The sequence below is a fragment of the Streptomyces sp. NBC_01363 genome, assembly GCF_026340595.1.
GTDB lineage: Bacteria > Actinomycetota > Actinomycetes > Streptomycetales > Streptomycetaceae > Streptomyces.
In genome coordinates this window covers 4,448,763-4,461,488 of record NZ_JAPEPF010000001.1, presented here as the reverse complement: position 1 = coordinate 4,461,488, position 12,726 = coordinate 4,448,763, and the positions used below count along the sequence as shown (strand labels likewise).

General features: G+C 71.1%; 10 protein-coding genes. 7 read left to right on the top strand and 3 right to left on the bottom strand.

The window, feature by feature from the left end:
* Positions 1-84: 84 nt before the first annotated feature.
* Positions 85-1,797 (bottom strand): fatty acyl-AMP ligase, encoded by a 1,713-nt coding sequence (locus tag OG611_RS20535; protein WP_266422147.1) that lies wholly within the window; start codon positions 1,795-1,797, stop codon positions 85-87.
* Positions 1,798-2,271: 474 nt separating this feature from the next.
* On the opposite strand from OG611_RS20535, the gene OG611_RS20530 reads away from it, so the two are divergent.
* From OG611_RS20530 to OG611_RS20500, 7 genes are all read left to right on the top strand, one after another.
* The gene (locus OG611_RS20530) at positions 2,272-3,855 is read left to right on the top strand and encodes a tryptophan halogenase family protein (protein WP_266422145.1); all 1,584 of its coding nucleotides are present in this window, start codon (positions 2,272-2,274) and stop codon (positions 3,853-3,855) included.
* Positions 3,852-5,138 (top strand): cation:proton antiporter, encoded by a 1,287-nt coding sequence (locus tag OG611_RS20525; protein WP_266422142.1) that lies wholly within the window; start codon positions 3,852-3,854, stop codon positions 5,136-5,138. The genes OG611_RS20530 and OG611_RS20525 overlap by 4 nt, the downstream gene beginning before the upstream one ends.
* Positions 5,135-5,695 carry a flavin reductase family protein gene (locus OG611_RS20520; protein WP_266422139.1) on the top strand — a complete coding sequence of 187 codons (561 nt, stop codon included), beginning with the start codon at positions 5,135-5,137 and terminating at the stop codon, positions 5,693-5,695. Before OG611_RS20525 ends, OG611_RS20520 begins: the two co-directional genes overlap by 4 nt.
* Positions 5,692-6,675, top strand: coding sequence for an ABC transporter ATP-binding protein (locus tag OG611_RS20515; RefSeq protein WP_266422136.1), 984 nt, complete (start codon positions 5,692-5,694; stop codon positions 6,673-6,675). The genes OG611_RS20520 and OG611_RS20515 overlap by 4 nt, the downstream gene beginning before the upstream one ends.
* Complete coding sequence (locus tag OG611_RS20510) at positions 6,672-7,517, top strand: ABC transporter permease (RefSeq protein ID WP_266422134.1); 846 nt, start codon at positions 6,672-6,674, stop codon at positions 7,515-7,517. The genes OG611_RS20515 and OG611_RS20510 overlap by 4 nt, the downstream gene beginning before the upstream one ends.
* 82 nt (positions 7,518-7,599) lie before the next feature.
* A complete protein-coding gene (locus tag OG611_RS20505; RefSeq protein ID WP_266422132.1) occupies positions 7,600-8,346 on the top strand; it encodes an ABC transporter ATP-binding protein in 747 nt (248 codons plus the stop codon).
* The gene (locus OG611_RS20500; protein ID WP_266422130.1) at positions 8,340-10,775 is read left to right on the top strand and encodes an ABC transporter permease; all 2,436 of its coding nucleotides are present in this window, start codon (positions 8,340-8,342) and stop codon (positions 10,773-10,775) included. The genes OG611_RS20505 and OG611_RS20500 overlap by 7 nt, the downstream gene beginning before the upstream one ends.
* 79 nt (positions 10,776-10,854) lie before the next feature.
* Here the strand turns inward: OG611_RS20500 and OG611_RS20495 are convergent, their stop codons facing one another.
* Together OG611_RS20495 and OG611_RS20490 are read right to left on the bottom strand one after the other, a co-directional pair.
* Positions 10,855-11,709, bottom strand: coding sequence for a sugar phosphate isomerase/epimerase family protein (locus OG611_RS20495; protein WP_323180210.1), 855 nt, complete (start codon positions 11,707-11,709; stop codon positions 10,855-10,857).
* Between the two features lie 51 nt (positions 11,710-11,760).
* Entirely contained in the window at positions 11,761-12,717 is a 957-nt protein-coding gene (locus tag OG611_RS20490) for a helix-turn-helix transcriptional regulator (protein ID WP_266422127.1), read from the bottom strand.
* Positions 12,718-12,726 lie beyond the last annotated feature (9 nt).

Below are 12,726 nucleotides of genomic sequence, written 5' to 3'. Positions count from 1 at the left end.
CGGCTCCTCTCCACAGCCCGGTCCAACGGGCGGCGAGTCACAGGGGTGTTCGGGATCGACGGGTGAGGGGGTGCGGCCGCCCCGTCAGTCGGCGTACTCGGGCCTCAGCTCACCGGCGAGGCAGAGCCTGCGCATCTCGGTGCGCTGGATCTTGCCGCTGGTGGTGCGTCGCACCTGGCCGCGGCGGAGCAGCAGCACCTCCGCTACGCGTACGCCGAACTCCTCGACGACGGTTTTGCGAATCCCGGCGGCCAGGGCGCGCAGGGCCTCCGGGTCCGGGCGGCCGTTCACTTCGTGCGTGACGACGAGGGCTTCCTCGGTGTCCGGCCCACCGTCCGGTCCGGTCGCGAGGGGTGCGGTGAACACCGCTCCCACGGCGCCGAGTTCGGTGTGCCGGGCGCGCAGCTCGTGCTCGATGTCTTGCGGGTAGAGATTGCGTCCGCGCAGGATCAGGGTCTCCTTGAGGCGGCCCGTCACGAAGACCTCGCCGTCCCTGACGATGCCGAGGTCGCCGGTGCGCAGGAAGCCGGTCTCCCCGTCGCCGGTGCGGGCGCCGAAGGTCTCGCGGGTGGCGGGCTCGTTGCGCCAGTAGCCGCGGGCCACACTGGCTCCGCGCAGCCAGACCTCGCCCACCCGCCCGGCCGGCAGCACCTCATGGGTGTCCGGGTCGACGATCCGGACGTCGAAGTCGGGGGCGCTGCCGTTGCCCAGGAGCTCGCGGCCGGGGGCCGGGAAGGCGACCTCGGCGAACTCGTGGCGGGCCAGCAGCTCGGTGTCGACCCGGGCCGGGACGGGGACCCGGTGGGCGGCGCCGGAGACGAAGACGGTGGCCTCGGCCAGTCCGTAACAGGGCGACGGGGCCTCGGGGTTCAGTCCGGCGGAGGTGAACCGCTTCACGAACCGGGCCACGGTCGCCGCGTGCACGGGTTCCGAACCGTTGACCGCGTGGGTCCACCGGGACAGATCGAGCCGGGCGATCTGCTCGTCGCTCACCCGGCGGCAGCACAGTTCGTACGCGAAGTTGGGGGCCGCCGACCAGCCGATGCCGTAGCGGTCGATCATGCGCAGCCACTGGTAGGGGCGTTTGATGAAGGTGACCGGGCTCATCAGCGCGCAGGTGCTGCCGAGGAAGAGCGCGGGCAGGGTCTGCGCCATCAGGCCCATGTCGTGGTAGTGCGGGGCCCAGCCGCCGAAGCGGGTGCCTTCCTCGATGTCGAGGGCGCGGTACAGGGCCGAGGCGTTGGCGAGCAGGTTGCCGTGGCTGACCATGACGCCCTTGGGGTCACCGGTCGAGCCCGAGGTGTACTGGAGCAGGGCGAGCGTGTCGCGGTCCAGGGCCGGTTCCCGCCAGTCGTCGGGGTCGGCCCACTCCCCCGCGTCGGTGGCCAGCAGGTCGAGCGGGGGCAGTTCCTCGCCGCTCAGCCAGTCGGCGACGGCCGGCCGGTTCGCCGCGTCCGTCAGGACCGCCGACACCTCGGCGTCCAGCGCGATGCCCCGCACCCGTCGGCGCTCGTGGCCGAAGGCGCCGGGCAGCGGCGCGGGAACGGCCACCATGCCGGCGTACAGGCATCCGGTGAAGGCAGTGATGAACTCGACCGGCGGGAAGAGGAGAAGGATGCGGGAGCCGGGCCGGTACCTGCGCTGAAGCTCGGCGGCGACACGGCGGGCGGCGGCGTCGAACTCGGCGTACGAGAAGTGCCGGGCGTCGCCGTTCTCCGCGTCGCGCACCTGGATCACGGCGTCCTGCCCGGGCCGCTCCCGCACATGACGGCGTATCGCTTCCACTGCGTCGGACATATGACTGAGGCTGATCACGATACGCCGCTTCCTCCGTTGCGATCATTCACGTAACAGGACCACGACCGCCGGCTGCGAGATCCCCCGAAGGGACCGTGGAGGGCTTTCGGCATTCCGCCCCGTCCACCGACCCGGCGAAGCTATACCGCAACTCCGGACCCGTCAAGCAGTCGTTTTCAAGGGCCTCCCTATTAGCTTTTCGATGCCCGGTCCATCTGCGTGTTTAGGTGCCCGCTTAACCATGGTGACCTTGACGCGGGGCCACTGGTAGCCTGCTTCACGTTCTCCTGGGGCGTGTTATATGCGCAGCTCAGAGGCATCCATCGGTGGCCGGCCAGCCCAGGGGCAGATGCGGGAAAGTGACCGGCACCCTCTATCGATGGCTATCAGAAATCGTCGCCTGAATATCCGCCACGGAATTCCAGTGCTCCACATTCTCGATTCATTGCGGCGGGCCGAGACAGAGGATGAAAGATGGCTAAAAGCGTAGTCGTGGTTGGCGGCGGAACAGCCGGCTGGATGACTGCTTCATACCTGCGGGCCGCTTTCGGCGACCGTGTCGACGTCACTCTCGTGGAATCGAAGAACGTATCGTCGATCGGTGTCGGTGAGGCCACGTTCAGCACGGTCCGGCACTTCTTCGACTACCTCGGACTGGATGAACGCGAGTGGATGCCCGAGTGCCAGGCCACCTACAAGCTGGCGATCCGCTTCGAAAACTGGCGCACCAAGGGCGAGCACTTCTACCACCCGTTCGAGCGGTTGCGCGTGGTCGACGGGTTCCCGCTCACCGACTGGTGGCTGCACTCGGGGGCGGGCAAGCGCTTCGACAACGACTGCTTCCTGATCGCCTCGCTCTGTGACGCGAAGAGCTCGCCGCGCTACCTCGACGGCACCCTGTTCGAGCAGGACTTCGCGGAGAAGGGCGGCGACGGCACGTTCCGTACGACGCTCACCGAGCAGAACACGCAGTTCCCGTACGCGTACCACTTCGACGCGACGCTGCTCGCCAAGTACCTCACCACGTACGCCACCGACCGCGGGGTGCGGCACGTCCTCGACGACGTCCTCGATGTCGCGCTCGACGAGCGGGGCTGGATCAGTCACGTGGTGACGAAGGAGCACGGGGAGCTGCACGGCGACCTGTTCGTCGACTGCACCGGCTTCCGCGGCATGCTGCTCAACCAGGCGCTGAACGAGCCGTTCCAGTCGTACCAGGACACGCTTCCCAACGACAGCGCGGTGGCGCTGAGAGTCACCACGGACATGGCCGAGCGCGGCCTCCGTCCGTGCACGACGGCCACCGCCCAGGACGCCGGCTGGATCTGGACCATCCCGCTGTTCGGCCGCATCGGCACCGGTTACGTCTACGCGAGCGACTACACCACCCCGGACGAGGCGGAGCGCACCCTGCGCGAGTTCGTGGGGCCCGAGGCCGCGGACCTGGAGGCCAACCACATCAAGATGCGCATCGGGCGCAGCGAGCACTCCTGGGTCAACAACTGCGTGGCCGTCGGCCTGTCCAGCGGTTTCGTGGAGCCGCTGGAGTCCACCGGCATCTTCTTCATCCAGAACGCCATCGAGCAGCTGGTCAAGCACTTCCCGGGCGAGGGCGACTCCACGGACCTGCGCCGCTCCTACAACCGCCAGGTCGCCAACGTCATGGACGGCGTACGGGAGTTCCTGGTGCTGCACTACTACGCGGCCGCCCGGAACGACAACCAGTACTGGAAGGACACGAAGACCCGCCCGCTGCCCGACGCGCTCGCCGCACGGATCGAGCAGTGGAAGGCGAAGACGCCCGACACCGAGTCGGTCTTCCCGTACTACCACGGTTTCGAGCCTTACTCCTACACCGCGATGCTGCTCGGCCTCGGCGGGGTCCCGATGCAGGCGCCGCCCACGCTGTCCCTGTTCGACGACACGGCCGCCAAGCGGGAGCTTCAGCTCGTCCGTGACCAGGCCGCACAGCTCGTCAGCCGGCTCCCCTCCCAGTACGAGTACTTCGCCCATCTGCACGGACTGCCGCCGGAACGACGCGCCGCCCAGGCCCGATGAGCCTTCCGCACTGGCTGCCGCTCACCGGCCATGTCGTGCTGGCGGTGACCGTGGTGCTGGCGGGTGCGCGGCTCGCGCACCTGCTGGCGCGGCGGACCGGACAGCCCGCCGTGGTGGCCGAGATCGCCCTCGGCATGATCGCCGGGCCGCTCCTGCTGCGGCTCGGCGGAGCGGACGCGCTGGACGTGGTGGTGCCCGCGGACGTCCACACCGGGCTCGACTACATCGGGCACGCCGGCCTCGCGCTGTTCCTGGTCGGTGTCGGCCACGAGCTCAAGAGCCCGTCCGTCTCGGTCAGGGGCCGCTCGGTCGTCACGACCACCGCGGGCGCCCTGCTCGTCCCGCTGGTCTGCGGCGGAGTGCTCGCCCTCTGGGTGCTGGCCGGTGACGATCCGGCGCTGCGCGGCGAGGCTCCCGCGGCGGCGCTCTTCATGCTGCTCGCCGTGGGGCTCTCGGTCACCGCCGTCCCCGTCCTCGCGCGCATCCTGGTGGCACGCGGTGTGGTGGACACGGTGGTGGGGCGGCTGGCCATGACCTCGGCGGTGGCGATCGACGCGGCCGCGTGGATCCTGCTCGCCGTGGCCGTGGGGCTCGCGTCGGGCGGGTCCAAGAACGTTCCCCTGCTGATCCTGGTGGTCCTCGTCTCCGCCGCCGTGTTCGTGGCGCTGCGGATCGCGCTGCGCAGCGGCCCGGCGGCCCGGCTGGCGGCCGGCCGGCCGCGCGGGACGCTCGTCGCCATCGCCGTGCTCGCGGCCGGGGCGGCGGCCGCCCTGCGCCACTACGACCTGCCGGACATCCTGGGCGCGTTGCTCGTCGGGGCGGCCATTCCGGCCGACGCCCGCGAGGAACCGTGGTCGCGTGCCGTGCGGACCGTCTCGGGCGCCGGCCGCACGCTGGTGCCGGTGTTCTTCGTGACGACCGGACTGACCGTGTTCACCCGGGAGTTCGACGGGGTGCCGTGGGCCGCGATGGCCATGGCCGTCGGCCTCGCGGTGTTCGGCAAGATGGCGGGCACGTACGCGGGGGCCCGGCTGGGCGGCGAGTCGCACTGGGACGGGCTGCGCCTGGGCGTCCTGCTCAACACCCGCGGCCTCACCGAACTCGTCGTCCTCCAGGCCGGGTTCAGCGCGGGGATCCTCACCGCCGAGCTCTTCCTGGCCCTGGTCGTGATGACGCTCGTGACCACCGCGATGACCGGCCCCGCCTACACCTTCATCGACTACCGGGCCGGCCGCCGCGGCAGCCCGGTGCCCCCGAGGAAGAAGGAGCTGGCCCGGCCATGACCGAACCCCTGCTCGACTCCCCCCGGGCGGGCGGGCCCTCGCGCCCGGGCGCCCCGGAGTTCCGGGCCCTGATGTCCACCTTCCCGACGGGCGTCGCCGTGGTGACAGCCGTCGGGCCGGACGGCCGTCCCTGGGGCATGACCTGCTCGTCGGTCACCAGCATCACCACGGATCCGCCGACGCTGCTGGTCAGCCTGCGCCGCGGCAGTCCGACCCTGGACGCGGTGCTGGAGTGCTCCGCCTTCGCGGTGAACCTGTTGCACCACGGGGGCCGGCTGGCCGCCGAGCTCTTCGCCTCCGGCGACCCGGACCGCTTCGACCGGGTCGCCTGGCGGGGCGGCGGGGCGCCCGGCGGCCCGCATCTGCTCGACCACGCCCATTCCGTCGCCGACTGCCGGGTCGCCCAGACCCTCACCGTCGGCGACCACACGGCGGTCTTCGGCGAGGTGCTGCGGATCGAGACGCACCAGCCGGCCGCCCCCCGCCCGCTGCTCTACGGACTGCGCCAGTACCGCTCGTGGTCCGCATCCGACCGACACGAAGGGGACGTCCGGTGACCGTGGCCGTCGAGGTCCATGAACTCGTCAAACGCTATCCCCGCCGGGACGTGAAGGCCGTGGACGGACTCTCGTTCACGGTCGACCCGGGCGAGGTGTTCGGGCTCCTGGGGCCGAACGGGGCGGGCAAGACCACCACCGTGGGGGTGCTCACCACCCGTGTCCGCGCGACCAGCGGCACCGTGCAGGTGGCCGGCGTGGACGTGCGCCGTGACCCGGTGAGGGCGCGGGCCCAGCTCGCCGTGGTGCCCCAGGGCAGCAATCTGGACCGGGACCTGACCCCTCGCCAGAACCTCACCTTCCACGCCGCCTACCACGGCTTCTCGCGGGCCAGACGGCGGGCGCGCGCCGCCGAACTGCTGGAGGAGTTCGGACTGACCGACCAGGCCGACGTCAAGGTCGACTGGTACTCGGGCGGCATGGCGCAGCGGCTGATGATCGCCCGGGCGCTGATGCACGAACCACGGGTGCTGTTCCTCGACGAACCGACCACCGGCCTCGACCCGCAGGCCCGGCTGTTCGTCTGGGAGCGGGTCCGCGCCCTGCGCGAGCAGGGCGTGACCGTGGTGCTGACCACGCACGACATGAAGGAGGCGGCCGACCTGTCCGACCGGGTCGGGATCGTCGACCACGGGCGGCTGCTCGCACTCGACACACCGGAGGTGCTCACCCGCAGCGTCCCCGGCCACTCCGTACTGGAGATCACGGCGGCGCCCGGCCCCGCCGACAGCGCCGACGAGCTCCTCGCCGCGCTGACCGCGGTGGACGACGTGGAGCGCGGCGAGCGGCTCTCCGGCGGTGACCGGGAGCGGCCGGACAGCGTACTGATGCGGCTGTACCTGGCCAAGGCGCCGGCGGCGCTGCTGGCGCCCGTCGTCGCCGTGCTGGAGGCGCGCTGTGCCGTGCTGGCCGATGTCCGCCTCGGCGAACCCAGCCTGGAAGACGTTTTCATCGAGCTCACCGGAAGAGGTTTGCGATGACCACTGTGCAAAGTACGGCAACACCCGAGAACGCCGGCCGGCGGGGCCTGGAGGTGTCCAGGCCCCGCCGGCCGTCCGTTGCCCGGGTGTTTCTCGCCATCCTGTGGCGCGACACCTTCGTGACGGGCAAGGAGTTCGCCCTCCTGCTCGTCCAGATCGCCCTGACCCCGCTGTTCATGCTCTTCATCTTCGCCAAGGTGCTGGGCTCCCTGAACTACGTGCGTCCGGAGTTCGGCGACCTGCTGCTGCCCGGGATCGCCGCCCTGGCCGCGTTCCTGACGGCGTTGCAGGGCGTGGCGTATCCGCTGGTCATGGAGTTCGGCGTGACCAAGGAGATGGAGGACCGGCTGCTGGCCCCGCTGCCGGTCTACATGGTGGCGGTCGAGAAGCTGCTGATGTCCATGGTGCGCGGGATGATCGCGTCGGCGTGCGTGTTCCCGATGGGGGCGCTGGTCCTGGGCGGCGCCCCCTGGCGCGCCTCCGGGGTGCCCCTGCTGCTCGCGGTGCTCGCGCTGGGTTCCTGGACCGGTGCCGCCATCGGCATCACGGTGGGCACCCTGGTGCCGCCGCACCGGATCAGCATCATGTTCGCCGTCATCATGGCGCCGCTGATGTTCACGGGTGCGACGCAGTACCCGCTGGTGTCCCTGGACAAGATCGGCTGGTTCCAGGTGATCAGCGCGCTGAACCCGCTGACGTACGTGTCCGAGGGGATGCGGGCCGCCCTGGTGCCGTCCATCCCCCATGTGGACCCGCTGCTGTCCGTCCTCGCGCTGACCGGATACGGGCTGCTGTTCACGACGGCGGGCATCATCGCGTTCCGGCACCGGGCCCAGAAATGACGCCGGAATTACAGCTGGCTCTACCCCAGGTCTCCATACAGCGCCCCTGCGGCGGACCACCTCAGCGAGGTTGGCTATCACCATGACGAATACGACCGACACCGTCCAACTGTGGTCCGTGACCAAGCAGTACGGCTCGGGGACACAGACTGTCACCGCGCTGGACAACGTCACCACCACCTTCGCCCGCGGCACCTTCACCGCGGTGATGGGCCCCTCGGGGTCGGGCAAGTCCACGCTGCTGCACTGCGCGGCGGGGCTCGACCGCGTCACCGACGGCAAAGTGATCATCGATGACACCGATCTCGGAAATCTTGACGAAACCGCGCTCACCCTTCTGCGGCGCGATCGCGTCGGCTTCGTCTTCCAGTCCTTCAATCTCGTCTCGGCGCTCACCGCCGAGCAGAACGTCGCCCTGCCGCTGCGTCTGGCGGGGCGCAAGCCGGAGCAGCAGGATCTGGTCGCGGCCCTCACCGAGGTCGGTCTCGGCCACCGGGGTCCGCACCGGCCCAGCGAACTCTCCGGGGGTGAGCAGCAGCGGGTGGCCATCGCCCGGGCCCTGATCACCCGCCCCGCCGTGATCTTCGCGGACGAGCCCACCGGGGCCCTGGACACCAAGACGTCGCGCGATGTGCTCGCGCTGCTGCGCAACGTCGTCGACCGCCATCAGCAGACCGTGGTCATGGTCACCCACGACCCGGCGGCCGCCGCGTACGCGGACCGGGTGCTGCTGCTCGCCGACGGCCGGATCGTGGACGAGCTGCGGGGCCGCAGCAGCGTCGAGACGATCGCCGCGCGCATGGCGGCCCTGGAAGCAGTGGCATGCTGAGTCTCGCCTCCGTCCGCCAGCGCTGGGTGTCCTTCATCGGGACCTTCACCGCCCTGTGCCTCGGCGTGACCATTCTCTGCATGACCGCGATGGTGCTCCTCTCCGCGGGCCCCGAGGCGCCGGAGCGCTACGCCGGCACCGAGGTCCTGGTCCAGAGCCCGGGTGCCGACCAGTCGGACGGCAACTTCATCGAGAACCTCCCCTGGTCGCCCGAGCGCACGGACGAGCTCGTCGACCAGCTGGAGTCGGTGCCCGGCGTCGTCGCCGCCGTCCCCGACCGGTCGTTCTACGCCCAGGCCGTGATCGGCGGGAAGCCCGTGGACGACCCGGCCTCGGAGCTGCGCGGTCATCCCTGGTCCAGCGCGGCCCTGGCACCGGACAAGCTCGTCGCGGGGCACGCACCGCGCGCGGACGACGAGGTCGTCCTGGACCGGTCGCTGGGGCTGGCCCCCGGCGCGGCGGTCACGCTGCTCACCGCCGAGGGGCCGGCGCCGTACAAGGTGTCCGGCACGGTCGCCTCCGACGCCTTCTACCTCTCCGACCGTGCCGCCGCGCCCCTGTCGGGCGGGGTACGGGTCATCGGCCTGGTCACCGGCAAGGGCACGGACGCCGCGGCGGTGGCCGACGCGGCGGAGAAGGCCGTGGGCAAGGACGGCAAGGTGCTGGCCGGCGGCGCCCTGAAGGACCTGGAGGCCAAGAGCGCGGCGAAGACCCGCTGGATCGGCACCCAGATCCTGATCGCCATGGCGAGTCTGACCGCGTTCGTCTCCATCTTCGTGGTCGCCTCGACCTTCGCCTTCGGTGTCGTGCAGCGGCGCCGGGAGTTCGGTCTGCTGCGCACCATCGGTGCCACTCCGCGCCAGATCCGCCGGATGATGTACGGCGAGGCGCTGGCCGTGGGCGTGGTGGCGGCGGGGACCGGGCTGGTCCTGGGCTCGCTGCTGGCGCCGGCCCTGGGCGGGCTGCTGGTGGACGGCGGCCTGGAGCCCGTCGGGTTCACGGTGCGCATCCAAGTGCTCCCGCTGATCGGCTCGTTCGCCCTGGGCCTGATCGTCGCCCTGCTCGGCGTCTGGTCGGCGTCGCGGCGCGCGTCCCGGATCGCCCCTCTGGAGGCGCTGCGGGAAGCGGCGCACGAGAAGCGGCCGATGACGCGCGGCCGGTGGATCGGCGCGATCGCCTTCACCGCCCTCGGGCTGATCCTGGTCCTCGTGGCGGCCGGCAGCTCCTCCGACGAGATGATCAACAACGCGCTGTACGCCGCGATGGCTCTGATCATCGGACTCACCCTGTTCGCCCCCGCGGTCATCCCGCTGGTGGTCAGGGCCGTCTGGTGGCCTCTGGGCCGGCTGCGGGGCGCCACCAGCATGGTCGCCCGGGAGAGTTCACTGACGTCGGTGCGGCGCACCGCGTCGACGGCGGCCCCGGTGCTGGTCACGGTCGGTTTCGCCGTACTGATCGCCGGCATGTTCCAGATCAAGGCCAGCGGCTACGCGCTGGAGGAGACGGTCCGCCAGGAGGCCACGTCCGTGGTCACCCCGAAGGGCACCCCGGGGCTCTCGGACGCCGCGGTCAACACGGTTCCCGGTGGCGCCTCGCTGCTTCCGACCGAGCTCTACGTCGGCGGCACCAACCACATCGGCGCGATGGGGGTGAGCGAGGGGGCCTTCGAGAAGGCGCGGAAGAAGATGACCGTCACGTCCGGATCGCTGGACGGCCTCCGGGGCGACAACACCATGATCGTGCGGTCCTCGACCCGGGCCTGGCTCGGCTGGAAGGCCGGCAGCACGGTCCCGGTGACCTTCGAGGACGGGAGGACCGAGCAGGTCAAGGTGGTCGCGGAGATCACGGACGACTCTTCGACCGCCAGTGTGCTCCTCACCCGGCAGACGGTGCGGGCGCACGCGCCGTCCGCACTCACCCAGGTGGTGTACGCGACCGGTGCGCAGCGGCCCACGCTGTCCGCCTCGCTCGGTGCGGAGTCGCTGAGCACCTCGGTGTACGCGGCACGCACGGACGCCGAGGACGACCGGCTGGTCCAGATCTTCCTCGCCATCCTGATCGGGATGTCGCTCGGCTACACCTGCCTGGCGATCGCCAACACGCTCATGATGGCCACGGCCGACCGGGCCGGTGACTTCGCGGTCCTGCGGCTGTCGGGGGCGACCCGACGGCAGGTGCTGCGGATCGTCGCCGCGGAGTCGGCGCTCTCCGTCGGGATCGGAACCGGGCTGGGACTGGTCATCGCGCTGATCGCCCTGCTCGGGATCAGGTCGGGGCTCTCCTCCCAGCTGGGCACCCAGGTCAATCTCAACCTGCCCTGGGGCACGATGCTGCTGACGATCGGGCTGTGCCTGGTGCTGGCGCTGGTCTCCAGCGTGCTGCCGGCCCGGATGGCGCTGCGCCGGACCGGTGCCCGGTCCGCTGCCTGACTCCCGAACGCCGGTGCCCCGGGACGCGACGCCGCGCAGGCGGCTCGTGTCCCAGGGCACCGCGCCGTAACGGGTCCGCTCAGACCGCCGCCACAGGGGCCGAGGCGGCACGCAGCGCGCCGATGGCGCGGGCGGCGGTCAGCGGCGCGGCATGACTGTGCCGGGGCAGTTCGACCGCCGCGATCCCGCGATAGCCGCTCTCGCGCAGCGCCGTGAGCGTGGCCCTCAGGTCGAGTTCGCCCGTACCGAATTCCAGGTGCTCGTGGACCCCCGGCCGTGCGTCGTCCAACTGCACGTTCACCAGGAGACCCGCGGCCCGGCGCACACACGCCGCCGCGTCGGCCGGCTCGATCGCCACGCAGTGGCCGACGTCCAGGGTGATGCCCAGCAGCTCCGGATCGCCCAGCTCCGCGCGCAGGGCCAGGGCCTGGTCCAGATGCTCGACGAACATGCCGGGTTCCGGCTCCAGGCCGAGCGGCACCCCGTACCGCTCGCACGCGGCCAGCACCTCGCCGACGCCCGACTTCATGCGCTGCCACGCCAGTTCCGTACCAACGATGGAGGGTCTGATGCCCGACCAGAACGAGACGCAGTCCGCATCCAGTTCGGCGGCCGTGCGCACGGCGCGGCGCAGGAAGTCGATACGGACGGCCGGCTCCTCGCTCACCAGGGTGGGGTGGTGCTTGTGGCGCCGGTCGAGCAGGTACCGGGCGCCCGTCTCCACCACGCAGCGCAGCCCGAGCCCGGACATCAGCCGGGCGGCGCGCGACGCCTCGGCCGCCGCGCCGGGGGCGTATGGGTCGAGGTGGGCGTGGTCGAGCGTGAGTGCCACCGCCGTGTACCCGAGGTCGGCGATGGTGCGCAGTGCGTCGTCGAGGCGGTGGTTGGCGAAGCCGTTGGTGCCGTACCCGAACCGGAAGTCCGCTTCGATCACGTGGGGTTCTCCTTCTGGTGGCGGCGGTGCGAGGGGGTGGCCGCGGCCCGATCAGCCCGCGGCGATCTCCGAACGCGTCTCCTGCGCGGCATGGCCCGCGGCGCGCTCCGGATGCGGGACACCGAGCAGCGCCATGCCCAGGGGGGTGACGGTGTGCAGCACGGTGTTGCGGTTGCGCATGGTGGTGATGAGCCCCGACTCGCGCAGTATGGCGGTGTGCTGGCTCGCCCCGGCCGAGGAGATGCCAAGCAGCTCGGCGAGCTGGCTGGTGGTGCACGACGAGGTGAGGGCGCGGAGGGCGGCGGCCCTGGTCCTGCCGACCAGGGCGCTCAGCGCCTGCGAGGAGTTGTCGGGGGTGTCCCAGAGTCCGGCGCCCGCCGGGGCGTCCGGAGCCGCCGCGAACACCAGGGCCCGCTGCCCGGTCTCGGGCTCCGCGCCGATGAGTACGGCCGGCTCGTGCGGCGAGAGGAACAGCGACGGGACGAGGAGGAGGCCCCTGCCATCGAGGAAGACGTCCCGCGTCGGTCCGGGGATTCCCATCACCGGTGAGTTCCAGCTGATCCGTGAGTGGAGTGTCGAGAAGAGCCGGTCGACCCCGCCCGTCATCGTGATCCGCCCGCGGGCGTCGCACTCGGCGGCGAGCCTCGCCTGCATACGGCTGGAGTACGGCTCCAGCGCGGACCGCCACACCTGCATGATCTCGGCGGTGGCGTCGCGACGGCTGATCCCCGCTGAACTCAGCGCCGAGTCGTCGGCCAGGGGCGATCTGTCGATCAGGCACAGCAGATCGCCCGGTGCCTGGATTCTGCGCTGCGTCGCGGTGAGCAGCTGGGTCAGCGGCGTCGACCGTCGTAGGTGCCGGAAGAGCTGGTTTCGCCAGCGCACCTGTGAGGGGCTGCTGGTCCGGCCCAGCATGCCGAGGGCGAAGACCGTCTCGGCGACCGGGCCCAGAGTGGGCCGGAGCCTGGTCCGAGTCAGGTCCTGTGCGGTGAAATGGATTCTGAACACCTTCACTCC